The sequence below is a fragment of the Streptomyces sp. NPDC001617 genome (assembly GCF_053596855.1).
This window is the reverse complement of sequence record NZ_JBSFHA010000050.1, coordinates 56,825-81,687: the sequence shown is the minus strand read 5'-3', so window position 1 is coordinate 81,687 and position 24,863 is coordinate 56,825. Positions and strand designations below refer to the sequence as shown.

The window sequence follows — 24,863 nt, the reverse complement described above, 5'->3', positions numbered from 1 at the left end:
CGTCGGTGCGAGGGAGACCTGGTCGAGGTGGGGCGCGGAGCTGGACCGCATGGGCTGTCCGATGTCGCTGCCGCCGCCCGAGTAGACAGGAACGACGGGCTGCCGTTTTGACGGCGCGCATCGCCCGCGATGTTGCCTGTCGAGCAACCTCAGGTAACGGCTTGTCGCGCCTTAGGAACTCCTTGACAAGGGTTCTGGGCGACCTCAGACTGGTGTTGCGCTTACCGCAATCCGTTTCGCTATACGCACCGAGGTGTCATGATGATTCCCGCGTGCCGTCTCGTGGATCTCCCGCGAGGTGAGGCCTTCCGGCTCGACATCGATCCGCCGGTCTCGGTGTTCCATACCGATGACGGCGAGGTGTTCGCCATCGACGACACCTGCACCCACCAGGACGCCTCGCTCGCCGACGGCTGGCTGGAGGGCTGCGAGGTGGAATGCCCCCTGCACGCCTCGAAGTTCGACCTGCGTACCGGCAAGGTCGACGCCCCGCCGGCCAAGCTGCCGGTGCGGACGCACGAGGTCGTGGTCGAGGACGGCATGATCTACGTCCAGGTGTCGACCGACGCCCCGAACCTGCCGCCCTGCATCACCTCCCGCCTCGCCGGGGGTCCCGCGTGAGGACCGTTGCCGTGGTGGGCGCGTCGCTCGCCGGACTGTCGGCGGCGCGTTCGCTGCGCAGGCAGGGCTACGACGGGCGGCTCGTCGTCATCGGCGACGAGATCCACCGCCCGTACGACCGGCCCCCGTTGTCCAAGGAGTTCCTGGCCGGCACCCTCGGTGAAGCCGACCTCGTGCTGGAGACGGACGACGAGGACCTGGGCGCCGAGTGGCTGCTGGGCGCCCGTGCCACCGGACTCGACCGCGCCGAGCGGGCCGTACGGCTCGCGGGCGGGCGGGAGGTCCGCGCCGACGGCATCGTCATCGCCACCGGCGCCGCCGCCCGCACCCTGCCCGGCTCCGAGGGCCTGGCCGGCGTGCACACCCTGCGCACCCTGGACGACGCCCGCGCCCTGCGCGCCGAACTCGCCCGCGGCGGACGGCTGGTGGTGATCGGCGGCGGCTTCATCGGTGCCGAGGTCGCCTCCACGGCGTACGTCCTCGGGCTCGACGTGACGGTCGTCGAGGCCGCCCCGACCCCGCTCGCCGGACCCCTCGGCGAGGAAATGGGCGCCGTCGTCTCCGGCCTCCACGCGGACCACGGCGTACGGCTGCTGTGCGGCGTCGGCGTCAAGGGGCTGAGCGGCGAGAGTCGCGTCGACGCCGTCCTGATGGAGGACGGTCGCAGCATCCCCGCCGACATCGTCGTCGTGGGCGTGGGAGCACGCCCGTGCGTCGAGTGGCTGGAGGGCTCCGGCATCCAGCTCGACAACGGCGTGAAGTGCGGCGCCGACGGGCGCACCAGCCTGGCCGGTGTGATCGCGGTCGGCGACTGCGCCAACTGGTACGACCCCCGCGCGGGCGCCCATCGCCGCGTCGAGCACTGGACCGGTGCCCGGGAGCGGCCCGACGCCGCCGTCGCCACCCTGCTGGCCGGGGGAGCGGTGGAACCGGGCGTGCCCCGGCCGCCGTACTTCTGGTCCGACCAGTACGGCGTGAAGATCCAGTTCTCCGGTCACGCGGCCGGTGCCGACACCGTGACCATCGAGGAGGGCGCGGCCGACGACCGCAACGTTCTCGCCGTCTACCGGCGCGCCGGCATCCCGGTCGCCGTGCTCGGCATGAACCAGCCGCGGCTGTTCATGCGCTGGCGCAAGCAACTCGCCGCCACGTCTTGACACCGCCGATACGGCATCCCATGCTGCGGTTTCATATAGCACGCACAGTTGCGTCATAGACAACAGAAGCGCGCATTGTCCCAACGCCGTCCGGAGTCGCTCTTCCCGGCGCGTGAATGACCCCTCCACGACGTTCCCGAGGAGTGCACCGTGACCTCGACCAGCCTGCCGGACAGCCTGATCGCAACCCTGCCCGGCTCCTCCTACACCGATCCGGCGATCTTCGCCCTGGAGCAGGAGCGCATATTCGAGACCATGTGGTTCTGTGTCGCGCGCGCCTCCGAACTGGCCAAGCCCGGCGCCTTCCGCACGGTCGACGTGGGCCGCGAGAGCATCCTGATCACCCGCGCGCGGGACAACGGCATCCGCGCGTACTTCAATGTGTGCCGGCACCGCGGCGCCAAGCTCTGCACCGAGGAGTCCGGCGAGGTCAAGCGAGCCTTCCAGTGCCCGTACCACGCCTGGACGTACGGCCTGGACGGCAAGCTCGTCGCCGCGCCGAACCTGACCAAGATGCCCGACGTCGGCCGCACCGAGTACGGGCTGGCGAGCGTGGCGGTCCGTGAATGGCTCGGCTATGTGTGGGTCTGCCTCGCGGAGAACCCGCCGTCCTTCGAGGAGGACGTGATGGGCGCGATCGTGGAGCGCCTGGGTGACGTCGAGTCGATCGAGCACTACGACATCGACAGCCTCTCCGTCGGCAAGCGGATCGTCTACGACGTGAAGTCCAACTGGAAGCTCATCATCGAGAACTTCATGGAGTGCTACCACTGCGCCACGATCCACCCCGAACTCACCGAAGTACTCCCGGAGTTCGCGGACGGCTACGCGGCCCAGTACTACGTCGGCCACGGCGCCGAGTTCGGCGAGGACGTCCAGGGCTTCACCGTCGACGGCTCCGAGGGCCTCGACCGCATCCCCGGTGTCGCCGACGACCAGGACCGCCGCTACTACGCGATCACGGTCAAGCCGCAGGTGTTCATCAACCTCGTCCCCGACCACGTGATCTTCCACCGGATGTACCCGGTGTCCGTCGACCGCACGATCGTCGAGTGCGACTGGCTGTATCTGCCGCACGTCGTCGAGAGCGGCAAGGACGTCAGCCGGTCGGTGGAGCTCTTCGACCGGGTCAACCGGCAGGACTTCGAGGCATGCGAACGCACCCAGCCCGGCATGAGCTCCCGCATGTACGCCAAGGGCGGTGTGCTGGTGCCCAGCGAGCACCACATCGGCGCCTTCCACGACTGGGTCAACGAGCGCCTGGGCATCACCCAGGGATGACTCAGCCCAGGTAGCCCATGCGGTGGCTGATCTCCTCGGCGCCCTTGATGAGCACCGGGGAGAGCTCGTGCAGGCGCTCCTCGGTGAAGCGGTACGAGGGGCCGGAGGCGCTGAGGGCCGCGACGACCTCGCCGTCCTGGTTGCGTACCGGGGCGGCCATGGCGTGCAGCCCGATCTCCAGCTCCTCCAGGGTGAAGGCGTAGCCCCGCTCCCGCGCCTCGGCGAGGTTCTTCTCCAGCTTCGCCTTCGCGGTGATGGTGTGCGGGGTGACCTTCTTCAGGCCGACGTCGGCGAGCAGCGCGGCGCGGTCCGTGGCGGGCATGTGCGCGAGCAGGATCTTCCCGCTGGAGGTGGCGTGCAGCGGGGTCAGTTCGCCGACCCAGTTGTGGGCGGCGACGGCCGCCGGACCGCGCACCTGGTAGAGGTTGATCGCGAAGTGCTCCTGCATCACCGCGATGTTGATCGTCTCGCCGATCTCCTCGGCGAGCCGCTCGCAGACCGGGCGGCCCTGCTGGGTGATGTCGAGGCGTCCCGTGACCGCGCCGGCCAGGCGGACGATGCCGAAGCCGAGCCGGTACTTCCCGCGCTCGCCCGCCTGTTCCACCAGGCCGCGCGCCTCCAAGGCACCGAGCAGACGGAACGCGGTGGACTTGTGAACATCTATCTCGGCGGCCACCTCGCTGACGCCGGCCTCGCCACGATGGGCCAGGATCTCGAGGACGCTGATGGCTCGGTCGACCGACTGGACTCCGCCGGCGTGCGAATTTGACGTTTCGGTGTCTTGGCTGTGGTTGCTCACAGCGAAACTATACGCGTAGTACGGTACAAGCAGTTTACGGTCGCGACTCTGACCAGGTCTTTTTTCCTGGTAGAGGACGATTCATGACGGTCGGCCGTAGAACCTCGGTACGCGTGCGGGACCTCAGTACGAGTGGTGCGTCTGCCAGAAGGCCCAGGCGTCGCAGGGGCTGCCGTAGCGGACGTTCATGTAGTTGAGGCCCCACTTGATCTGGGTGGCCGGGTTGGTCTGCCAGTCGGAGCCCGCGGACGAGTACTTGGAGGCCGGCAGGGCCTGGAAGAGGCCGTAGGCGCCGGAGGAGGCGTTCATGGCGTTCATGTTCCAGCCGGACTCGTGCTCCACGATGTTGCTGAAGCACTGGAATTGGCCGCTCGGCACCATCTGCGCCGCCAGCGCCTTGATCTGGGCGGTCGTGTAGGTGGCCAGCACGGGCGTGACCGGAGTGTCCCGGGAGGCGGTCTCCTTGGTCTCCTTGGCCTCCTTCGCCTTTCGCGCGGCCTCCTTCTTGGCGACCGCGGTCCGGGCGGCGGCCCTGCGGGCGGCCTCCTCGGCGTCCTTCCTGGCGCTCGCGTCCGCCTGGACGGCCTGGACGTCGGCCTGCTGCGTCAGGGACGCGGTCTGCACCCGGGCCTGCTCTCCGGCGGGTATGTCCGCGAGGAGCGTCGAGTCGAGGTTGGTGGCCTCGGCGTCGTTCGTCTGTGCGGAGGTGCCCGAGGCGACGCCGACGACGCTTCCGACAGCGGTGACCGCTGTGGCCGAGGCCACCGCGAACCCCCGGACCGAGATCGGGTTCACACGTCTTCCTTCCCTAACTGGCCGGGTGCGTCCGGCAGTTGGAACACTCTGTCGTGTGTGGGCGGTTGGCGCAATGGTGAAGACGGTGTGGATGCTCACACGTGATGTCAGAGGGGTGCGACGAAACGACGCCCGTGCAAGTAACGACATCGAAACCATGACCTTGTAAGTTGCGTGGCTCGCAACCTAGTGCGTATAGCGATACTGGTATTAGCATGCGTCGCGTATCTACGGCGCGAGCGAGACGAGGCACCATGGCTCCCCTGCAATACGACTTCGTCATCGTCGGCGGCGGTTCGGCCGGCAGTGCACTGGCGAACAGACTCTCCGCCGACCCGGCCAACAAGGTCCTGGTCCTGGAGGCCGGCCGGTCCGACTACCCGTGGGATGTCTTCATCCAGATGCCCGCGGCCCTGACCTACCCGATCGGCAGCCGTTTCTACGACTGGAAGTACGAGTCCGAGCCCGAGCCCCACATGGGCGGCCGCCGCATCTACCACGCCCGCGGCAAGGTCCTGGGCGGCTCCAGCAGCATCAACGGCATGATCTTCCAGCGCGGCAACCCGCTGGACTACGAGCGCTGGGCCGCCGACCCCGGCATGGAGACCTGGGACTACGCCCACTGTCTCCCCTACTTCCGGCGTATGGAGAACTGTCTGGCGGCCGACCCGGACGACGAGTTCCGCGGCCACGACGGTCCCCTCGTCCTGGAGCGCGGCCCCGCGACCAACCCCCTCTTCACGGCCTTCCAGAAGGCCACCGAGGAGGCCGGCTACGCCCCCACGGACGACGTGAACGGCTACCGCCAGGAGGGCTTCGCCAAGTTCGACCGCAACGTCCACCGCGGCCGCCGGCTGTCGGCCTCGAAGGCGTACATCAAGCCCGTCCGGAAGCGCCCCAACCTCACCGTCAAGACCCGCTCCTTCGTCACCCGCGTCCTCTTCGAGGGCAAGAAGGCCGTCGGCGTCGAGTACCAGCGCGGCAAGGGCGCCCTCCAGCAGGTCCGCGCCAAGGAAGTCATCCTGTGCGGCGGCGCGATCAACTCCCCGCAGCTGCTCCAGCTCTCCGGCGTCGGCAACGCGGAGGAGCTCAGCGCCCTCGGCATCGATGTCGTGCACGACCTGCCGGGCGTCGGCGAGAACATGCAGGACCACCTCGAGGTCTACATCCAGTACGCCTGCAAGCAGCCTGTCTCCATGCAGCCGTACCTGGCGAAGTGGCGGGCCCCCTTCATCGGGCTCCAGTGGCTCTTCCGCAAGGGTCCGGCCGCCACCAACCACTTCGAGGCCGGCGGCTTCGCCCGCAGCAACGAGGACGTGGACTACCCCAACCTGATGTTCCACTTCCTGCCCATCGCGGTGCGCTACGACGGTTCCGTGCCCGCGGGCGGACACGGTTACCAGGTGCATGTGGGCCCCATGTACTCCGACGCCATCGGTTCCGTGAAGATCAAGAGCAAGGACCCGCGCGAACACCCTGCCCTGCGCTTCAACTACCTCTCCACCGAGCAGGACCGCCGTGAGTGGGTCGAGGCGATCCGCGTGGCCCGCACACTCCTCAACCAGCCCGCCCTCGCCCCCTTCAACGACGGGGAGGTCTCGCCCGGACCGTCCGTCGAGACCGACGAGGAGATCCTCGACTGGGTCGCCAAGGACGGCGAGACCGCCCTGCACCCGTCCTGCACCTGCAAGATGGGCCCCTCGACCGACGAGATGGCCGTCGTCGACCCCACCAGCATGCGGGTGCACGGAGTGGAGGGCCTGCGGGTCGTGGACGCCTCCGTGATGCCGTACGTCACCAACGGCAACATCTACGCCCCGGTCATGATGGTCGCCGAGAAGGCCGCCGACCTGATCCTCGGCAAGGAGCCCCTGGCGCCGTCGAAGGCCGCGTACTACCGCCATCGCGACGCCCAGAAGCAGGCCGGGTAGACCTTGGGCGCCACAGGGCTGCGAGCGCTGCTGAGCACCGTCCGCTACGAGGTGCTCCCCGCGAAGGCCACCGAGGACAAGGTCCTCGCCCATGTCCCGCGCGACGTCGTGGTCACGATCACGGCGTCGCCGGTCAAGGGCCTGGAACCGACCCTCGACCTCACCGGCCGGCTCGCCGCGCACGGGTACCGCGTCGTCCCGCACGTGCCCGCGCGGCTGCTGCGGGACGACGTCCACCTCAAGGAGGTCGTCTCCCGGCTCCGCGAGGCGGGCGTGGACGACGTCTTCGTGCCGGCGGGCGACGCGGACCCGCCGGCGGGCTCCTACGACGGTGCCCTGCCGGTCCTGCGCCGGCTGACCGAGCTGGACGACCCCTTCACCCACGTGGGCATCACCGGCTATCCCGAGAGCCATCCCCTCATCCACGACGACCTCACCATCCAGGCGATGTGGGACAAGCGCGCGCACGCCACGTACATCGTGAGCAACCTGTGCTTCGACCCGCGGGTGCTGGGGGAGTGGATCGCCCGGATACGGCGCCGGGACGTCACCCTGCCCGTCTACCTGGGCGTCGCCGGCCCCGTGCAGCGCACCAAGCTGCTCGCCATGGCGACGAAGATCGGCGTGGGGGAGTCGACACGCTTCCTGACCAAGCACGCGTCCTGGTTCCTGCGGTTCGCGGCGCCGGGAGGCTACTCCCCGGACAAGCTCCTGCTGCGCACCGAGGAGACCCTCACAGCGCCCTCAGCGGCCGTGGCCGGGCTGCACCTGTTCACCTTCAACCAGATCGCCGAGACGGAGACGTGGCGGCGGGGCCTGCTGGAGCGGCTCGGCGGCTGAGGTGTCATCGCCGGCCGACGTGTAATCGGGGGGCACGCGTGACGCGGTGGGCGTACCGTCCGGCGCGTGGGCCTTCTGGACGTGGTGCTGACGAACCTCCTCGGCGGACCGGGGGCGCGGCCGGTGAGCTGCCGGTGCGAGCCCCTGGGCGGGAGCACCGGCGCCGCGACGGGGGACGTCAGCCGAGTGACCGGGGTGGCGAGGCTGGGCACGGCCGAGCTGCCCTTCCGGCAGGTGCGCACGGCGTTCCGCCCGCTGCCCGTCGGCCGCCACGCTCCGTTCGCCGGCGATCCACGGCACGGGGCGTACCGGCGGCGCGAACCCCTCGCCTACGCGAGCGACCTGCTGCCGACCGGTCCCGGTCCCGCCGCGCCACGCTGCTACGGCGTGGTGGACGACGTGGTCCATCTGGCCGACGTGTCCGGACGCGCCGAGGCCCCCGAGGTCGCCGCGCGGGGGGCAGGGGCCTGGCAGACGACTGCGAGGGTCCCGGCGGTCGGCCGGCCGGGCATCGGCTCGCCCGGCGGATCGTCGCGAGCGACCCGGACTGGAGCCGGGGCGACGCCGCCCCGCGCATGGCGGCCCTGTGGCAGCGGCGCGGCGAGCTGCTCGACGGGCTCGCGCGCGTCCCGCACGTCCTCGTCCACGGCGACTTCTCCGCCGGCAACCTGATCGCTGCAGACGCGGCGCATCCGGCGCTGAGCAGTGGGGGTCGAGGCCGGCGCGACACCGTGTCCCAAAGGGGCACGGGGAACTGCGCGACCAGCCCCCACCGGCCCGCGGCATGGGCACCGCCCTTCCCGCGGAGCACGTGGCAGGCCCCGTGAGGTGCCCGGCGCTTGTATACGGAGTCCGTCAGCGGAAGACCACCGTGCGGTTGCCGTCCACCATCACGCGGCTCTCGCTGTGCCACTTCACGGCGTGGGCGAGGACCTGTGCCTCCACGTCGCGGCCGACCGTCACCAGCTCGCCGGGGTCGAGGGAGTGGTCCACGCGGACCACGTCCTGCTCGATGATCTGGCCCTCGTCCAGGTCCGAGGTCACGTAGTGCGCTGTCGCGCCGACGAGCTTCACCCCGCGGTCGTAGGCCTGGTCGTAGGGCTTCGCGCCCTTGAAGCTGGGGAGGAAGGAGTGGTGGATGTTGATGGCGCGACCTTCGAGCTGCTTGCACAGGTCGTCGGAGAGGATCTGCATGTAGCGGGCCAGGACCACCAGGTCGACGTCCAGGTCGCGCATCAGCTCCAGCAGGCGTGCCTCGGCCTCCGGCTTGGTGTCCCTGGTGACCGGGACGTGGTGGAAGGGGATGCCGTAGGTCTCCGCCAGGCTCTCGAACTCGCGGTGGTTGGAGACGATCGCCGGGATCTCGATGTTGAGGGCGCCGGTGCGGCAGCGGAAGAGCAGGTCGTTCAGGCAGTGGCCGAACTTGGACACCATGATGAGCGTCCGGGTGGGGGTCGAGGCGTCCCGCAGGATCCAGGAGATGCCGTACGCCTCGGCTACGGGACCGAAGCGGTAACGCAGAGTTTCCAGATTCGCGTTTGGATCGGAAACATCGAAGTGGACCCTCATGAAGAAACGGCCCTGGAGTCGATCATCGAACTGCTGGCTCTCCAGAATGTTGCCGGAGTTCCTGACGAGAAAGCCGCTCACGGCATGGACCAGCCCCGCACTGTCGGGACAGGAGAGAGTGAGGACGTACTCGCGGCCAGGCTGGGGACGAGGGTACCTAGTAGACACGTCGGCCTCCGTTGGTGCGTATTGCACAACTCGGTGAGCTATACGCAACATGGTTGGGGCTGGAAGGGTCCTTGGTCAAGGGAGTGCGGGTCTTTTGGCCCCTTGCTAAATCGTCATCCGCCAACCTCTTGACGTATGTCTGCACATTCGCCAGGGTGTTCCACCACAAGCAATTGGGTGCACGATGCGCAACGCATTTCAGCTGAAGGGCAAGGCGCGTGGCAGACCTGTATGTGGACGGTGAATGGCGGGACGCGGTGGCCGGAGGCCGCCGCGAGATCCGATGTCCCGCCGACGGCACGCTGAGCGCGACCGTTTCGGAAGGGACGCGTCCCGACTCCGAGGCGGCGATCGCCGCGGCCCGTCGCGCCTTCGACGAGGGCACCTGGCCGGGCACCCCCGAGCGCGAGCGCGGCGCCCTGCTGCTGCGCACCGCCGACATCCTGGAGCGCGACGCGAAGGAGTTCGCCCGCGCCGAGTCGCTGGACACCGGCAAGCGGCTGGTGGAGAGCGAGTACGACATCGCGGATGTCGTCTCCTGCTTTCGGTACTACGGCGGGATCGCGGGGACGGATGCAGGCCGTGTGATCGACACCGGGCGCGATGACGCCGTCAGCCGTGTCGTGTACGAGCCGATTGGTGTGTGCGGACTCATCACGCCCTGGAACTACCCTCTGCTGCAAGCCAGTTGGAAGGTCGCCCCGGCCCTGGCCGCCGGCAACACGTTCGTCCTCAAGCCCAGCGAGCTCACCCCCTCCACCTCGATCCTGCTGCTGAAGGCACTGGAGGAGGCCGGGCTCCCGGCCGGCGTCGGCAACCTCGTCCTGGGCACCGGCCCCGAGGTCGGTGCCCCGCTCTCGGAGAGCCCCGACGTCGACATGGTGTCCTTCACCGGCGGCCTGGAGACCGGCAAGCGGATCATGGCCACCGGCGCGGCGACCGTGAAGAAGGTCGCGCTGGAACTCGGAGGCAAGAACCCGAACGTCGTCTTCGCCGACGCCGACTTCGAGACGGCCGTCGACTTCGCCCTCACCGCCGTCTTCCTGCACTCCGGGCAGGTCTGCTCGGCCGGCGCCCGCCTGATCGTCGAGGACTCGCTGCACGACCGCTTCGTCGACGAGGTCGTCCGCCGGGCCCGGCAGATCCGGCTGGGCGGCCCCTTCGACGCCGACGCCGAGAGCGGCGCGCTGATCTCGGCCCAGCACCTGGCCAAGGTCGAGGCGTACGTCGCCGCGGGCATCGCCGAGGGTGCCGTACTGCGCTGCGGCGGCGAGCGGCCGGACGACCCGGCCCTCGCGAACGGCTTCTACTACCCGCCGACCGTCCTCGACGAGTGCGGGCAGCACATGAACGTGGTGCACGAGGAGTCCTTCGGACCGGTGCTGACCATCGAGCGCTTCACCGACGAGGACGATGCCGTACGCATCGCCAACGACACCGAGTACGGACTCGCCGGCGCCGTCTGGACACAGGACGCCGGCAAGGCCCAGCGGGTCGCGCGGCGACTGCGCCACGGCACGGTGTGGATCAACGACTACCACCCCTATGTGCCGCAAGCGGAATGGGGTGGCTTCGGGCACTCGGGTGTGGGCCGGGAGCTGGGACCGACCGGCCTGGACGAGTACCGAGAGCCCAAGCACATCTGGCAGAACATCCAACCCCGGCCGCAGCACTGGTTCCGCGGCTGAACGCCGAAAAGAGGTCGATCGTGACCCCCACACAGACCGAGGTGGCGCAGCGGCGCGGCACGCCTCAGGACTCGGACGGCACGTCCGTCATATCCGTGCGCAATCTGTGGAAGGTGTTCGGGCCGAAGGCCGACCGGGTACCGGAATCGGAGGAGCTGTGCGGGCTCAGCCGGCGCGAGCTCATGGACCGCACCGGATGCACCGCCGCCGTACGCGACGTCAACTTCGACGTCGCGCCGGGCGAGGTCTTCGTCGTCATGGGTCTGTCCGGCTCCGGCAAGTCCACGCTGGTGCGATGTCTGACCCGGCTGATCGAACCCACCTCGGGCGAGGTCGTCTTCGAGGGGCAGGACATCCGTGAGGCGGACGCGGCCCGGCTGCGGGACCTGCGGCGCCGTAAGTTCTCGATGGTCTTCCAGCACTTCGGGCTGCTGCCGCACCGCCGGGTGGTCGACAACGTGGCCTTCGGGCTGGAGATCCGCGGCATGAGCAAGGCGGAGCGGACCAAGCGGGCCCTGGAGGTCGTCGAGCTGGTCGGTCTGGCCGGCTACGAGAACTCCTACCCCGACCAGCTCTCCGGCGGTATGCAGCAACGCGTGGGCCTGGCAAGGGCGTTGGCCGGCGACCCGGACGTGCTCTTCTTCGACGAGCCGTTCTCCGCGCTCGACCCGCTGATCCGCCGCGACATGCAGAACGAGGTCATCCGGCTGCACCACGAGGTCGGCAAGACCATGGTGTTCATCACCCACGACCTCTCCGAGGCGCTCAAGCTGGGCGACCGCATCCTGATCATGCGCGACGGCAAGATGGTCCAGTGCGGCACCGGCGACGAACTGGTGGGCGCCCCCGCCGACGACTACGTACGCGAGTTCGTCAAGGACGTGCCGCGCGGCGACGTGCTCACCCTGCGCTGGATCATGCGCGAACTGCAGGACGGCGACGAGCTGGACGGTCCCGAGCTGGGCCCGGACGTCGTCGTGAAGGAGGCCACCCGGGCCGTCCTCGCGGCCGACAAGCCGGTCAAGGTCGTCGAGAACGGCAAGCTGCTCGGCATCGTCGGCGACGAGGAGATCCTGTCGGTCGTGGCCGGGCAGGAAGGCGGCGCGTGATGGCCGTCGTCATGGAGAAACCCGAGCAGACAGAGGCGGTCGAGCCGGTCGCGCCCGCCCAGCGCGTCCGCAAGGTCGGCCGGCCCGTGGTGATCGGCGCGATCCTCGTCGTCTGGCTGGTGCTGTTCGCCCTCCTGCGCGGCAAGCAGACCCTGTCCCTCGCGGTGGCCGATCTGACCGACCTGCACCGGTGGATCAACGACTTCAACGACTCCATCGGCGCCAACCGCAACTCCAACCCGCTCTTCCTGTACTTCTTCAACGAGATCCGGCTGGTCATCGACAACCTGGTGACCTTCGTCCAGCATCTGATCTCCCAGCCGTCCGGGGCCCGCCCGGTCCCGGAGATCGGCTGGCTCGGCGTCGTCGGCCTGGCCGGCTACATCTCCTGGGCCGTGGGCAACTGGAAGGTCGCCCTGCTGGCCGTGGCCGGCTTCACCTTCTTCGGGCTGCAGGGCCTGTGGCAGGAGAGCATGGACACGCTGGCGCTCATCCTGTGCGCGGTGTTCGTGGCCCTGCTGTTCGCGATCCCGCTCGGGGTGTGGGCCGGTCTCTCCGACCGGTTCAACCGGATCATGACGCCCTTCCTGGACTTCATGCAGACGATGCCGACCTTCGTCTACCTGGCGCCGCTGACCCTCTTCTTCCTCATCGGCGGCGCGTCCGCCACCATCGCCACCGTGATCTACGCGGCCCCGCCGACGATCCGCATCACGGCGCACGCCATCCGCAACGTCTCGAAGACGACGGTCGAGGCGGCCGACTCCCTCGGTGCCACGCGCCGCCAGTCGCTGCTGAAGGTCCTGCTGCCGATGTCCAAGCGGACCGTGGTGATGGGCGTCAACCAGACCATCATGGCCGCCCTGGCCATGGTGACCATCGCGGCGCTGATCAACGCGCCGGGCCTCGGTGTGAACGTTCTCCAGGCACTGCAGTCGCTCGACGTCGGCACGGCCTTCAACGCGGGCCTCGCCATCGTGATCATGGCGATCGTCCTGGACCGGGTCACGACCGCGGCCAGTGTGCGCGAGGAGCACGCACGCAACTCCAAGAACCGCTTCGAGAAGTGGCGGCGGCCCCTGCTGGGTGCCGGTGCCGCTGTCACGCTGGTCCTGATCTACCTGTCGAACACCTACGTGTGGGCGGCCGACTTCCCCGGTGACGGCACCGTCGGCACCCATATCGCGAGCGCGACGGACACCGCGGCCACCTGGGTGCAGGACAATCTGTCGGGCCTGACCAACGCCTTCCGTGACACCCTCACCAACGGCCTGCTCAACCCGTTCCAGACACTGCTCACCGACTCCCCGTGGTGGCTCGTCGGCGGGGTGCTGGTCGCCCTGGCAGTGGTGCTCGGCGGCTGGAAGTCCGGGATCACCACGGCCGTGTGCGTGGGCCTTCTGGTCGCCACCGGCGTGTGGTCGGACGCCATGACGACGATGGCCTCGACGATCGTGGCCACCGTCCTCGTGATGATCCTCGGCATCGTCTTCGGGGTGTGGATGGGTCGCAGCATGATGGCCGACCGCATGATCCGGCCCACGTTGGACGCGGCGCAGGTCATGCCGCCGTTCGTCTATCTGGTGCCGTTCCTCGCGCTGTTCGGTGCCACCCGCTTCACGGCCATCGTCGCCGCGATCGTCTACGGGGCGCCCGTCGCCATGAAGATCATCGCCGACGGGATCCGGGCCGTGCCCGAGACCACCGTGGAGGCGGCGACCTCCGCCGGGTGCAACACCTGGCAGATCATCACCAAGGTTCAACTGCCGATGTCACGCAGTGCCCTGACGCTCGCCACGAACCAGGGTCTGATCTACGTGCTGTCGATGGTTGTTGTGGGCGGCCTGGTAGGAGCAGGAGCCCTCGGCTACGACGTCGTGGCCGGATTCTCGCAGGGCGAGCTGTACGGCAAGGGGCTGGCGGCGGGACTCGCCATCGTACTGCTCGGAGTCATGTTCGACCGGATCACTCAGGCAGCGGCGCGACGCGCGAGCGCTTAAAGGAGCAGGACACCATGGCAAGACACTGGCGAGCCGGCGCGGCCGGCCTGGCCGTCCTCGGCCTCACTCTCACCGCGTGCGGCGGCGCGAAGGTCGGCGACACCTCCTCGGGCTCGAACAGCTCGGGCAGCTCCGGCAAGTGCGGCACGTTCAACCTCGCGGTCAACCCCTGGGTGGGTTACGAGGCCGACGCGGCGGTCGTCGCGTACGTCGCGCAGCACAACCTCGGCTGCACGGTCAACAAGAAGAACCTGAAGGAAGAGATCGCCTGGCAGGGCTTCGGCACCGGCGAGGTCGACGCGGTCCTGGAGAACTGGGGCCACGAGGACCTGGTGAAGAAGTACATCACCGGCCAGAAGACCGCCGTCGACGCCGGCCAGACCGGCAACAAGGGCATCATCGGCTGGTACGTGCCGCCGTGGCTGGCCAAGGCGCACCCCGACATCCTCGACTACAAGAACCTCAACAAGTACGCGTCGAAGTTCAAGACGTCCGAGTCGGGCGGCAAGGGCCAGCTCCTGGACGGCGACCCGTCGTACGTCACGAACGACGCAGCGCTCGTGAAGAACCTGAAGCTGGACTTCAAGGTGGTGTACGCGGGCAGTGAGGCCGCGCTCATCACGGCCTTCCGCACCGCCGAGAAGAACAAGCAGTGGGTGATCGGCTACTTCTACGAGCCGCAGTGGTTCCTCTCCGAGGTCCCGCTGAAGAAGGTCTCCCTGCCCGCGTACAAGACGGGCTGTGACGCCGACGCGGCGAAGGTCGCCTGCGACTATCCCGTCTACAACCTGAACAAGATCGTCAGCGCGAAGTTCGCCAAGTCGGGCAGCCCCGCCTACAACCTGGTGAAGAACTTCAACTGGACGAACGACGACCAGAACGAGGTCGCCAAGTACATCGCCCAGGACAAGCTGTCCGACGACGCGGCCGCCAAGAAGTGGGTCGACGCCAACAAGGACAAGGTGGACGCCTGGCTGAAGTAGGCCCGGTGGCAGAACCGGTCGAACACGCCCGGCGGGCGGTACGCGCACCCCTGCGTACCGCCCGCCGGGCATCGTCGTGTTCGGGGCGTGTTTCAGGCCGTTTTCCGACGTCACGGACCCCTTGACACCCCCTCCCACGGAAGGCACGCTGAGTTGCGCAACCTGAACCACGTTGCGCACAAAGCAACTGAACGGTTTTGAATTCCGGAGGTGCGGCGATGGCGGGACCCCGAGTGGTGATCATCGGAGCGGGCGTCGTGGGAGCGGCCCTCGCTGACGAGATCTCCGCACGAGGCTGGACCGAAGTGACCGTGGTGGACCAGGGTCCGCTCCCCGCCACCGGGGGATCCACGTCGCACGCGCCCGGCCTGGTCTTCCAGACGAACTCGTCCAAGACCATGACCGAGCTGGCCCGCTACACCGTCGAGAAGTTCTGCTCCCTCGACGTCGACGGCAAGCCCTGCTTCCTGCAGGTCGGCGGCCTCGAAGTGGCGACCACCCCCGAGCGCCTCGCGGAGCTGCACCGCCGCCACGGCTGGATCACCGCCTGGGGCATCGAGGCCCGTCTGCTGACCACCGACGAGTGCCTCGAACAGCATCCGCTGGTCAACCGCGACAAGGTCCTCGGCGGCCTCCTGGTCCCGACCGACGGCCTCGCGAAGGCGGTGCTGGCCGTCGAGGCGCAGATCCGCCGGGCCACCGAGCGCGGCGTCACCTTCCTGCCCCGCCACGAGGTCCTGGACATCCTCCAGGCCGACGGCGAGGTGACCGGCGTCCGCACCGACCAGGGCGATCTGGAAGCCGACATCGTCGTGTGCTGCGCCGGCATCTGGGGCCCGAAGATCGCCCGCATGGCCGGCATGAACCTTCCGCTGACCCCGCTGGCCCACCAGCTCGCCTGGACCGGCCCGATCCCCGCGCTCGCCGGCCAGACCGAGGAGGCGGTCCGCCCGATCCTGCGCCACCAGGACGCCGACCTCTACTACCGCGACCGCTTCGACGGCATCGGCATCGGCTACTACGGCCACCGCCCGATGCCCATCACCGCGGACGAGATCCTCTCCTTCGACGAGGCCGCGACCATGCCTTCGGTCCTCGAGTTCACCGAGGAGGACTTCGAGCCGGCCTGGACGGAGACCCAGTCCCTCCTCCCCTCCACCAAGGAGGCGAAGGTCGAGGAGGGCATCAACGGCCTCTTCTCCTTCACCACCGACAACTTCCCGCTCCTCGGCGAGTCCCCGGACGTCAAGGGCTTCTGGGTCGCCGAGGCGGTCTGGGTCACCCACTCCGCGGGCGTCGGCCGGGCGATGGCCGAGTGGCTGGTCGACGGCCACTGTTCCTCCTTCGACCTGCACGAGTGCGACGTCAACCGCTTCGAGCCGCACCAGCTGACCCCCGAGTACGTCCTGGCCCGCGACTGCCAGAACTTCGTCGAGGTCTACGACATCCTCCACCCGCTCCAGCCCTCCGGTAAGCCGCGCCCGATCCGCAAGAGCCCCTTCTACGCCCGCCAGCAGGAGCACGGCGCTTTCTTCCTGGAGGCGGGCGGCTGGGAGCGGCCGCAGTGGTACGAGGCCAACGCGGGGTTGGTCGAGGGCCGTAGCATCCCGACCCCCAACGACTGGGCCGCGCAGTACTGGTCGCCCATCGTCGGCGCCGAGGCCCAGCGCACCCGGGAGACCGTCGCGCTCTACGACATGACGGCCCTCAAGCGCCTGGAGGTCTCCGGCCCCGGTGCCGCCGACTTCCTGGAGCGGCTGGTCACCGGCAAGGTCGCCAAGTCGGTCGGCTCGGTGACGTACACCCTCCTGCTGGACCACGACGGCGGCATCCGCAGCGACATCACCGTGGCCCGGCTGGCCCCGGACCTGTTCCAGGTCGGCGCCAACGGCAACCTCGACCTCGACTGGTTCGGCCGCCACCTCCCGGCCGACGGCACGGTCCAGGTCCGCGACATCACGCCGGGCACCTGCTGCATCGGCCTCTGGGGCCCGCTGGCCCGCAAGGTCCTCCAGCCGCTGACCGACGAGGACTTCTCGGGCGACGGCCTGAAGTACTTCCGCGCCAAGAAGGCGCACATCGGCAGCGTGCCGGTGACCGCGATGCGCCTGTCGTACGTAGGCGAACTCGGCTGGGAGATCTACACCACCGCCGACCTGGGCGAGAAGCTCTGGGACACCCTGTGGTCGGCGGCCGAGCCCCTCGGCGGCATCATCGCCGGCCGCGGCGCCTTCAACAGCCTCCGCCTGGAGAAGGGTTACCGCTCCTTCGGCACCGACATGACGTACGAGCACGACGCGTACGAGGCGGGCGTCGGCTTCGCCGTGAAGCTCGACAAGGGCGACTTCATCGGCAAGGAGGCGCTGGAGCGCCGCAAGGCCGACGTACGACGGAAGCTGACCTGCCTGACGATCGAGGACCCGCAGTCGGTCGTGCTGGGCAAGGAGCCGGTCTACGACGGTGAGCGCGCGGTCGGCTATGTCACCAGCGCTGCCTACGGCTACACGATCGGCAAGGGCATCGCGTACGCCTGGCTCCCCGCCGAACTGACCGCCCCCGGAACCACCCTGCGGATCGGCTACTTCGACCAGCGCTTCGAGGCGGTCGTGGCCGAGGAGCCGCTGTTCGACCCGACGATGTCCCGTCTCCGTGGCTAGCCCTGCAGAAGGAGCACCGCTGGTGACCGCAGAACTTCTTGACGGCAGGGCGACCGCCGCCGCCATCCGCCGTGAACTCGCCGAGCGCGTGGCCAAGTTGACCGCCAACGGTGGTCGGCCGCCCGGCCTCGGTACCGTCCTCGTCGGTGACGACCCGGGCAGTCACGCCTACGTCGGCGGCAAGCACCGGGACTGCGCCCAGGTGGGCATCGCCTCCATCCGGCGCGATCTGCCCGCGGACGCCACCCAGCAGCAGGTAGAGGACGTCGTCGACGAGCTCAACGCCGACCCGGCCTGCACCGGCTACATCGTCCAACTCCCGCTCCCCGCACACCTGGACGCGGGCGCCGTGCTGGCCCGGATGGACCCGGCCAAGGACGCCGACGGACTGCACCCCGTCAACCTCGGCCGGCTCGTCCTGGGCACCGAGGCGCCGCTGCCGTGCACCCCGCGCGGCATCGTCGAACTGCTGCGCCGCTACGAGGTGCCGATCGCCGGAGCCAGGGTCTGTGTGATCGGGCGCGGCATCACCGTCGGACGCCCCATCGGACTTCTCCTCACCCGCCGCTCCGAGAACGCCACCGTCACCCTCTGCCACACCGGCACCAAGGGCCTGGCCTGGCATGTCCGCGAGGCCGACATCGTCATCGCGGCCGCCGGCTCGCCGGGGCTGATCACCAAGGACATGCTGCGCCCCGGCGCGGCCGTCCTGGACGTCGGCATCACCCGCACCGACAACGGGCTGGTGGGTGACGTCCACCCGGAGGCCGCCGAGGTCGCCGGATGGATCGCGCCGATGCCCGGGGGCGTGGGCCCCATGACCCGGGCGATGTTGCTCGCCAACGTCGTCGAGGCCGCCGAGAGGAACGCGAACACCGTATGAACGCGCTGAACACCCCCCTGGCGGAGCTGGACCCCGAGGTCCACGCCGCGCTCGCCGCCGAACTGCACCGCCAGCAGTCCACCCTCGAGATGATCGCCTCCGAGAACTTCGCGCCCACCGCCGTGATGGAGGCCCAGGGCTCGGTCGCGACCAACAAGTACGCCGAGGGCTACCCCGGCCGGCGCTACTACGGCGGCTGCGAACACGTCGACGTCACCGAGCGGTTGGCGATCGAGCGGATCAAGTCCCTCTTCGGGGCCGGGTTCGCCAACGTCCAGCCGCACTCCGGTGCCCAGGCCAACACGGCTGTCTTCTTCGCCCTGCTGCAGCCCGGCGACACCATCCTGGGCCTCGACCTCGCACACGGCGGCCACCTCACCCACGGCATGCGCATCAACTACAGCGGCAAGATGCTGAACGTGGTGCCCTACCACGTGTCCGAGACCGACAACCTGGTCGACATGGACGAGGTCGAGCGCCTCGCCAAGGAACACCGCCCCAAGATGATCATCGCGGGCTGGTCGGCATACCCGCGGCAGCTGGACTTCGCGGCGTTCCGCCGGATCGCCGACGAGGTGGGCGCCCTGCTGATGGTCGACATGGCGCACTTCGCGGGGCTCGTGGCGGCCGGGCTGCACCCGAACCCCGTACCGCACGCCCATGTCACCACCACGACCACCCACAAGACGCTCGGCGGTCCGCGCGGCGGAGTCATCCTCACCAACGAGGCCGACCTCGCCAAGAAGATCAACTCGGCGGTGTTCCCGGGCATGCAGGGCGGCCCGCTGGAGCACGTCATCGCCGCGAAGGCGGTCTCCTTCAAGGTCGCGGCGTCGCCGGAGTTCGCCGAGCGGCAAGCGCGTACGCTGGCCGGTTCCCGCATCCTGGCCGAGCGCCTCACACAGCGCGACGCGCAGGCCGCGGGCGTCAAGGTGCTCACCGGCGGCACGGACGTCCATCTGGTCCTCGTGGACCTGCGGGACTCCTCGCTGGACGGCCGTCAGGCCGAGGATCTGCTCCACGAGATCGGCATCACGGTCAACCGGAACGCCGTCCCCTTCGACCCGCGCCCGCCCATGGTGACGTCCGGTCTGCGCATCGGCACCCCGGCGCTGGCCACCCGCGGCTTCACCGAGGAGGACTTCGCCGAAGTGGCCGACGTGATCGCGCTGGCCCTCCAGCCGGAGCCCGACCTCGCCGCCCTGCGCGCCCGCACCGAGGCGCTGGCGGCCAAGCACCCGCTCTACCCGCACCTCTCCGGTGCCTCAGGAGACGCCCGATGAGCCCCACCACCCCCGGCGCCGACCTCCCCGACCACCCGGAGTTCCTCTGGCGCACACCGGAGCCGAAGCGCTCGTACGACGTGGTGATCGTCGGCGGCGGCGGACACGGCCTCGCCACCGCCCACTACCTGGCGAAGAACCACGGCATCACCAATGTCGCCGTGCTGGAGAAGGGCTGGCTCGCGGGCGGCAACATGGCCCGCAACACCACGATCATCCGCTCCAACTACCTGTGGGACGAGAGCGCCGGCATCTACGAGCACGCGCTCAAGCTCTGGGAGAACCTGGAGGAGGAGCTCGACTACCCGATCCTCTTCTCCCAGCGCGGCGTGCTCAACCTCGCCCACAGCCTCCAGGACGTGCGCGACAGCGTCCGCCGCGTGGAGGCGAACCGCCTCAACGGCGTCGACGCCGAGTGGCTGGACGCGGAGCAGGTCGAAGAGGTCTGCCCGATCGTCAACATCTCCCCTGACGTGCGCTACCCGGTCCTGGGCGGCACCTACCAGCCGCGCGCCGGCATCGCCAAGCACGACTACGTGGCCTGGGGCTACGCCCGTTCCGCGGACGAGGCCGGCATCGACATCATCCAGAACTGCGAGGTCACCGGCCTGGACGTGGTCGGCGGCCGGGTGGTCGGAGTCCAGACCACCCTCGGTCCGATCGCCGCGGGCAAGGTGGCCCTGTGCTCGGCGGGCCACACCTCGGTCCTGGCCGCCATGGCAGGCATCGAACTCCCGCTCCAGAGCCACCCGTTGCAGGCCCTGGTGTCGGAGTTGCTGGAGCCGGTGCATCCCACGGTCGTCATGTCCAACGCCGTCCACGTGTACGTCAGCCAGGCGCACAAGGGCGAGCTGGTGATGGGCGCGGGCATCGACTCGTACAACTCCTACACCCAGCGCGGCGCGTTCCACATCATCGAGGACCAGATGGCGGCGGCCCTGGAACTCTTCCCGGTCTTCGCCCGCGCCCACGTCCTGCGCACCTGGGGCGGCATCGTCGACGTCAGCCCCGACGCCTCACCCATCGTCGGCCTCAGCCCCGTCGACAACCTCTACCTCAACTGCGGCTGGGGAACGGGCGGTTTCAAGGCCACTCCCGGCGTCGGCTGGGTCTACGCCCACACCATCGCCCACGACACCCCGCACGCCCTCAACGCCCCCTTCTCGCTCGACCGTTTCACCACCGGCGCGCTCGTCGACGAGCACGGCGCGGCCGCGGTGGCCCACTAGGGAGCCCTACGATGCTGCTCATCCCCTGCCCGTGGTGCGGGCCCCGCGACGAGGCCGAGTTCCACTACGGCGGCCAGGCCCATGTCGCGTATCCGGCGGACCCGTCGGCCCTGACCGACGAGGAGTGGGCCAAGTACCTGTTCTTCCGCGCCAACCCCAAGGGCCCCTTCGCCGAGAGGTGGAGCCACTCGGCGGGCTGCCGACGGTGGTTCAACGCGGTGCGGGACACGGCGACGAACGAGGTGTTGGCGGTGTACCGGGCGGGGGAGGAGCGGCCGGAGACCTTTGAGCCGCGCCCCGTCACATCTCAGGCCAGTCCGGCACAATCAGCCCGTCCGGCGTGTGAGGACGAGGCCCCTTCAGGGCCGATCGGGGGTCTGGGGGCAGAGCCCCCAGCACGGCTGGACAGCCAACCGAACCGGTTGGCCACGGGCGGCCGAGTGGACCGCAACCACCCCCTGACCTTCACCTTCGACGGCACCCAGTACCAGGGCTTCCGCGGCGACACACTCGCGTCGGCCCTCCTGGCCAACGGCGTCATCCAAGCCGCCACCAGCATCAAGCTCGGCCGCCCCCGCGGCATCTTCTCGGCCGGCGTGGAAGAGCCCAACGCCGTAGTCCAGATCGAGGAACCCTTCCCCGAGCCGATGCTCCCCGCCCCCACCATCGAGCTCTACGACGGCCTGGTGGCGACCAGCCTCCCCGGCCAGGGCCGCCTCGCCACCGCTCCCGACCCCGCCCGCTACGACGCCGTCCACGACCACTGCGACGTCCTGATCGTCGGCGCCGGCCCGGCCGGACTCGCAGCCGCGGCGGCCGCAGCCGGCACCGGCGCCCGCGTGATCCTCGCCGACGCCGAGCCCGCCCTGGGCGGCAGCCTCCTCGGCACCGGCGAACTCGGTGACTGGACAGCCGAGTTGAGCGCCCGGCTCGACGCCGCCCCCGACGTCCGCATCCTGCGTCGCACCACCGTCTTCGGCTACTACGACGACAACCACCTCCTCGCGGTGGAACGCCGCACCGACCACCTCGGCGCCGAAGCCCCGGCCAACGTCTCCCGCGAACGAGTGCACCGCATCCGCGCCCGCCGGGTCGTCCTCGCCACCGGCGCCCACGAGCGCTCCCTCGCCTTCGCGGACAACGACCGCCCCGGCGTGATGCTGGCCGCCTCCGCCCGCACCTACCTCCACCGCCACGGCGTCCTGCCCGGCCGCCACGCGGTCGTGTTCACCACCAACGACAGTGCGTACGCGGCGGCGTTGGACCTGGCGGCCTCCGGAGTGGAGATCTCGGCGATCGTCGACACCCGCCCCGAACCCGGCGCCTGGGCGGACCGCGCCCGCACGGCCGGCATCGAGGTGCTGCCCGGCCATGCCGTCATCGGCACGCAGGGCGAGGCCCGCCTGACGGCGGTGACCGTCGCCCCGTACGGAGAGACCACGGGGCAGCGGGAGTTCACCGCCGATCTGCTCCTGGTCTCCGGCGGCTGGAACCCCGTGGCGCATCTGTTCAGCCAGTCGGGCGGAAAGCTCCGCTACGACGAGGCGCTCGGCACCTTCGTGCCCGACGCCGGCCGGCAGGCCGTCGAGGTCGCGGGCAGCGCGAGCGGTGTGTTCGACCTGGCCGGCGTCCTCGCGCAGGGCGCGGCGGCCGGCGCCCGTGCGCTCGAGGCCGAGGGCTACGCCCCCGAGGCGCCCGGCCTTCCGCAGGTGCCCGCGCACCCTCGACCTACGCCGCCCATGCAGGTGTTCACCGTCCCGGGCCGCGAAGGCGCCCCCCGCTTCGTCGACCTGCAACGCGATGTCACCGTCGACGATCTGTCCCGCGCCACCGGCGCCGGTCTGCGCTCGGTCGAGCACACCAAGCGCTACACCACCGCCGGTACCGCCAACGACCAGGGCAAGACCGCAGGCGTCCTGGCCAGCGGTGTGGTCGCCGAACTCCTCGGCGTGGACATCTCCGCGCTCGGTACGACGACCTTCCGCCCGCCGTACACGCCGGTCTCCTTCGCCGCCCTCGCCGGTCGCGACCGCGGCGCCCTCAGCGACCCGGTCCGCACCACCGCCCTCCACGAGTGGCACGTCGGGCAGGGCGCCCTGTTCGAGAACGTCGGCCAGTGGAAGCGCCCCTGGTACTACCCCCAGGACGGCGAGGACATGGAGACGGCCGTGCTGCGCGAGTGCGCCGCCGCCCGTGACAGCGTCGCCTTCATGGACGCCTCCACCCTCGGCAAGATCGACGTCCAGGGTCCCGACGCCGGTGTCTTCCTCGACCTGCTCTACACCAACATGATGAGCACCCTGAAGGTCGGCATGATCCGCTACGGCGTGATGTGCCGCCCGGACGGCATGGTCTTCGACGACGGCACGGTCATCCGCCTCGCCCAGGACCGCTTCCTGGTCACCACGACCACCGGCAACGCGGCGACCGTCCTGGACTGGATGGAGGAGTGGCTCCAGACCGAGTGGCCGGAGCTGAAGGTCCACTGCACCTCGGTCACCGAGCAGTGGGCCACGGTCGCCCTGGTCGGTCCGCGGTCCCGCGCGGTCCTCGGTTCGCTCGCGCCCCAACTGGCCGTCTCCAACGACGACTTCCCGTTCATGGCCTGGCGTGAGACGACCGTCGCGGGCATCGAGGCGCGGGTCTGCCGGATCAGCTTCTCCGGTGAACTCGCGTACGAGATCAATGTGTCGCCGTGGGAGGCCCTCGCCCTGTGGGAGGCGCTGTACGAGGCCGGTGCCCCGTACGGCATCACCCCGTACGGCACCGAGACCATGCACGTCCTGCGCGCCGAGAAGGGCTACCCGATCATCGGCCAGGACACCGACGGCACGGTCACCCCGCAGGACCTCGGCATGAGCTGGGCGGTCTCCAAGAAGAAGCCGGACTTCATCGGCAAGCGCTCCTACGCCCGCGCCGACGCCGTCCGCCCGGACCGCAAGCACCTGGTCGGTCTGCTCCCGGAGGACCCGGGCACCTTCCTCCCCGAAGGCACCCACCTGGTCGCCGAGAGCGAGCTGCCCGCGCCCCCGGTGCCGATGCTCGGCCACGTGACCTCCAGCTACCGCAGCGCCGCCCTCGGCCGCACCTTCGCCCTCGCCCTGATCAAGGGCGGCCGGGACCGCATCGGCGAACGCCTCTACGCCCCCGTCGGCGACCGGCTGGTCCCGGTGACCGTCGCAAGCCCCGTCCTCTACGACCCCGAGGGAGCCCGCCGCGATGGCTGACACCGCACTCGACGCCCCGCCCCGCAGCCCCCTCGCGCACGCCGCCGACCGTCTGGCCGCCGTGACGCACGACTCCGAGGGTGCTGTCCGGCTGGCCGAACTCCCGTTCCTGACCCAGCTGAACATCCGTCTGGACGCCAAGGGAGCCGCGGCGGACGCCGTGGGCCTCGCGCTCGGTCTCCAACTGCCCCTCGAACCCAACACGGTGCTACGGGCGGGGGAGTCGACGGTCCTCTGGCTCGGCCCGGACGAATGGCTGCTCATCGCCCCACCCGGCGCTCAGCGCGACCTGGAGAGCCGTGTCCGGGAGGCCGCCGGCGACGAGTTCGTCTCCGTCACCGACGTCTCCGCACAGCGCACCACCCTCCTCGTCGCGGGCCCCCTCGCCCGCGACCTGCTGTCCCACGGCTGCGCCCTGGACCTCCACCCGCGCGTCCTCACCCCCGGCCGCTGCGCCCAGACCACCCTGGGCCGCACCCAGGTCGTCCTGGTCGCCCGGGACGAGCCCAAGGCCGGATTCTGGGTGCTGGTGCGGTCGTCCTTCGCCGGCTACCTCGCGGACTGGATACTGGACGCGGCCACCGAATACGTATGACCCGGATCGGGTCTCCGTCGGACGGGTGATAACGTGGCCCGGAATTCA

19 protein-coding genes are annotated in these 24,863 nt (G+C 69.7%); 16 read left to right on the top strand and 3 right to left on the bottom strand.

All coding sequences use genetic code 11. From position 1 onward, the window contains the following. The first annotated feature begins 258 nt into the window (after window positions 1–258). From ACWC09_RS31880 to ACWC09_RS31870, 3 genes are all read left to right on the top strand, one after another. A complete protein-coding gene (locus ACWC09_RS31880) occupies window positions 259–621 on the top strand; it encodes a bifunctional 3-phenylpropionate/cinnamic acid dioxygenase ferredoxin subunit (protein ID WP_450854382.1) in 363 nt (120 codons plus the stop codon). Then, window positions 618–1,778: an NAD(P)/FAD-dependent oxidoreductase gene (locus ACWC09_RS31875; RefSeq protein ID WP_450854381.1), complete on the top strand. Its 1,161-nt coding sequence runs from the start codon at window positions 618–620 to the stop codon at window positions 1,776–1,778. Before ACWC09_RS31880 ends, ACWC09_RS31875 begins: the two co-directional genes overlap by 4 nt. 150 nt (window positions 1,779–1,928) lie before the next feature. Further along, on the top strand, window positions 1,929–3,059 hold the full coding sequence (locus ACWC09_RS31870; RefSeq protein WP_450854380.1) for an aromatic ring-hydroxylating oxygenase subunit alpha: 1,131 nt from the start codon (window positions 1,929–1,931) through the stop codon (window positions 3,057–3,059). A 1-nt stretch (window position 3,060) separates the two neighbouring features. Here ACWC09_RS31870 and ACWC09_RS31865 read toward each other — a convergent pair whose 3' ends face one another. Both ACWC09_RS31865 and ACWC09_RS31860 read right to left on the bottom strand, forming a co-directional pair. Beyond that, the gene (locus ACWC09_RS31865; RefSeq protein WP_450854379.1) at window positions 3,061–3,858 is read right to left on the bottom strand and encodes an IclR family transcriptional regulator; all 798 of its coding nucleotides are present in this window, start codon (window positions 3,856–3,858) and stop codon (window positions 3,061–3,063) included. A 123-nt stretch (window positions 3,859–3,981) separates the two neighbouring features. Continuing rightward, window positions 3,982–4,653 (bottom strand): aggregation-promoting factor C-terminal-like domain-containing protein, encoded by a 672-nt coding sequence (locus ACWC09_RS31860; RefSeq protein ID WP_450854378.1) that lies wholly within the window; start codon window positions 4,651–4,653, stop codon window positions 3,982–3,984. A 254-nt stretch (window positions 4,654–4,907) separates the two neighbouring features. Here ACWC09_RS31860 and betA point away from each other — a divergent pair, with 254 nt between their 5' ends. From betA to ACWC09_RS31845, 3 genes are all read left to right on the top strand, one after another. Continuing rightward, on the top strand, window positions 4,908–6,584 hold the full coding sequence (gene betA / locus ACWC09_RS31855) for a choline dehydrogenase (protein ID WP_450854377.1): 1,677 nt from the start codon (window positions 4,908–4,910) through the stop codon (window positions 6,582–6,584). Window positions 6,585–6,587: 3 nt separating this feature from the next. Next, window positions 6,588–7,424, top strand: coding sequence for a 5,10-methylenetetrahydrofolate reductase (locus ACWC09_RS31850; protein WP_450854376.1), 837 nt, complete (start codon window positions 6,588–6,590; stop codon window positions 7,422–7,424). A gap of 66 nt (window positions 7,425–7,490) precedes the next feature. Then, window positions 7,491–8,096, top strand: a complete 606-nt coding sequence (locus ACWC09_RS31845; RefSeq protein ID WP_450854375.1) for a hypothetical protein — start codon at window positions 7,491–7,493, stop codon at window positions 8,094–8,096. Between the two features lie 183 nt (window positions 8,097–8,279). On the opposite strand, the gene purU is transcribed toward ACWC09_RS31845, so the two are convergent. Beyond that, on the bottom strand, window positions 8,280–9,161 hold the full coding sequence (gene purU / locus ACWC09_RS31840; RefSeq protein WP_450854374.1) for a formyltetrahydrofolate deformylase: 882 nt from the start codon (window positions 9,159–9,161) through the stop codon (window positions 8,280–8,282). A 218-nt stretch (window positions 9,162–9,379) separates the two neighbouring features. Here purU and ACWC09_RS31835 point away from each other — a divergent pair, with 218 nt between their 5' ends. The 10 genes from ACWC09_RS31835 (at window position 9,380) to ACWC09_RS31790 (ending at window position 24,815) form a co-directional block, all read left to right on the top strand. Then, window positions 9,380–10,849: an aldehyde dehydrogenase family protein gene (locus tag ACWC09_RS31835; RefSeq protein ID WP_450854373.1), complete on the top strand. Its 1,470-nt coding sequence runs from the start codon at window positions 9,380–9,382 to the stop codon at window positions 10,847–10,849. A 20-nt stretch (window positions 10,850–10,869) separates the two neighbouring features. Then, a complete protein-coding gene (locus ACWC09_RS31830) occupies window positions 10,870–11,958 on the top strand; it encodes a quaternary amine ABC transporter ATP-binding protein (protein ID WP_450854372.1) in 1,089 nt (362 codons plus the stop codon). Continuing rightward, a complete protein-coding gene (locus ACWC09_RS31825) occupies window positions 11,958–13,958 on the top strand; it encodes an ABC transporter permease (RefSeq protein ID WP_450854371.1) in 2,001 nt (666 codons plus the stop codon). Before ACWC09_RS31830 ends, ACWC09_RS31825 begins: the two co-directional genes overlap by 1 nt. 14 nt (window positions 13,959–13,972) lie before the next feature. Further along, entirely contained in the window at window positions 13,973–14,941 is a 969-nt protein-coding gene (locus tag ACWC09_RS31820; RefSeq protein WP_450854370.1) for an ABC transporter substrate-binding protein, read from the top strand. A 218-nt stretch (window positions 14,942–15,159) separates the two neighbouring features. Then, complete coding sequence (locus ACWC09_RS31815; protein ID WP_450854369.1) at window positions 15,160–17,598, top strand: GcvT family protein; 2,439 nt, start codon at window positions 15,160–15,162, stop codon at window positions 17,596–17,598. A gap of 22 nt (window positions 17,599–17,620) precedes the next feature. After that, a complete protein-coding gene (locus tag ACWC09_RS31810) occupies window positions 17,621–18,481 on the top strand; it encodes a bifunctional methylenetetrahydrofolate dehydrogenase/methenyltetrahydrofolate cyclohydrolase (protein WP_450854368.1) in 861 nt (286 codons plus the stop codon). Beyond that, window positions 18,478–19,764 carry a serine hydroxymethyltransferase gene (gene glyA / locus ACWC09_RS31805; protein WP_450854367.1) on the top strand — a complete coding sequence of 429 codons (1,287 nt, stop codon included), beginning with the start codon at window positions 18,478–18,480 and terminating at the stop codon, window positions 19,762–19,764. Before ACWC09_RS31810 ends, glyA begins: the two co-directional genes overlap by 4 nt. Continuing rightward, entirely contained in the window at window positions 19,761–20,993 is a 1,233-nt protein-coding gene (locus ACWC09_RS31800; protein ID WP_450854366.1) for a sarcosine oxidase subunit beta family protein, read from the top strand. Before glyA ends, ACWC09_RS31800 begins: the two co-directional genes overlap by 4 nt. A gap of 11 nt (window positions 20,994–21,004) precedes the next feature. Next, the gene (locus ACWC09_RS31795; protein WP_450854365.1) at window positions 21,005–24,220 is read left to right on the top strand and encodes a sarcosine oxidase subunit delta family protein; all 3,216 of its coding nucleotides are present in this window, start codon (window positions 21,005–21,007) and stop codon (window positions 24,218–24,220) included. Then, window positions 24,213–24,815, top strand: a complete 603-nt coding sequence (locus ACWC09_RS31790) for a sarcosine oxidase subunit gamma (RefSeq protein WP_450854364.1) — start codon at window positions 24,213–24,215, stop codon at window positions 24,813–24,815. Before ACWC09_RS31795 ends, ACWC09_RS31790 begins: the two co-directional genes overlap by 8 nt. Window positions 24,816–24,863 lie beyond the last annotated feature (48 nt).

Excerpts from the sequence above, each read along its gene's own strand:
- ACWC09_RS31880 (WP_450854382.1), top strand. The coding sequence starts at position 259 with ATGATGATTCCCGCGTGCCGTCTCGTGGATCTCCCGCGAGGTGAGGCC.
- betA (WP_450854377.1), top strand. The coding sequence starts at position 4,908 with ATGGCTCCCCTGCAATACGACTTCGTCATCGTCGGCGGCGGTTCGGCC.
- ACWC09_RS31825 (WP_450854371.1), top strand. The coding sequence starts at position 11,958 with ATGGCCGTCGTCATGGAGAAACCCGAGCAGACAGAGGCGGTCGAGCCG.
- ACWC09_RS31820 (WP_450854370.1), top strand. The coding sequence starts at position 13,973 with ATGGCAAGACACTGGCGAGCCGGCGCGGCCGGCCTGGCCGTCCTCGGC.
- ACWC09_RS31815 (WP_450854369.1), top strand. The coding sequence starts at position 15,160 with ATGGCGGGACCCCGAGTGGTGATCATCGGAGCGGGCGTCGTGGGAGCG.
- glyA (WP_450854367.1), top strand. The coding sequence starts at position 18,478 with ATGAACGCGCTGAACACCCCCCTGGCGGAGCTGGACCCCGAGGTCCAC.
- ACWC09_RS31800 (WP_450854366.1), top strand. The coding sequence starts at position 19,761 with ATGAGCCCCACCACCCCCGGCGCCGACCTCCCCGACCACCCGGAGTTC.
- ACWC09_RS31795 (WP_450854365.1), top strand. The coding sequence starts at position 21,005 with ATGCTGCTCATCCCCTGCCCGTGGTGCGGGCCCCGCGACGAGGCCGAG.
- ACWC09_RS31790 (WP_450854364.1), top strand. The coding sequence starts at position 24,213 with ATGGCTGACACCGCACTCGACGCCCCGCCCCGCAGCCCCCTCGCGCAC.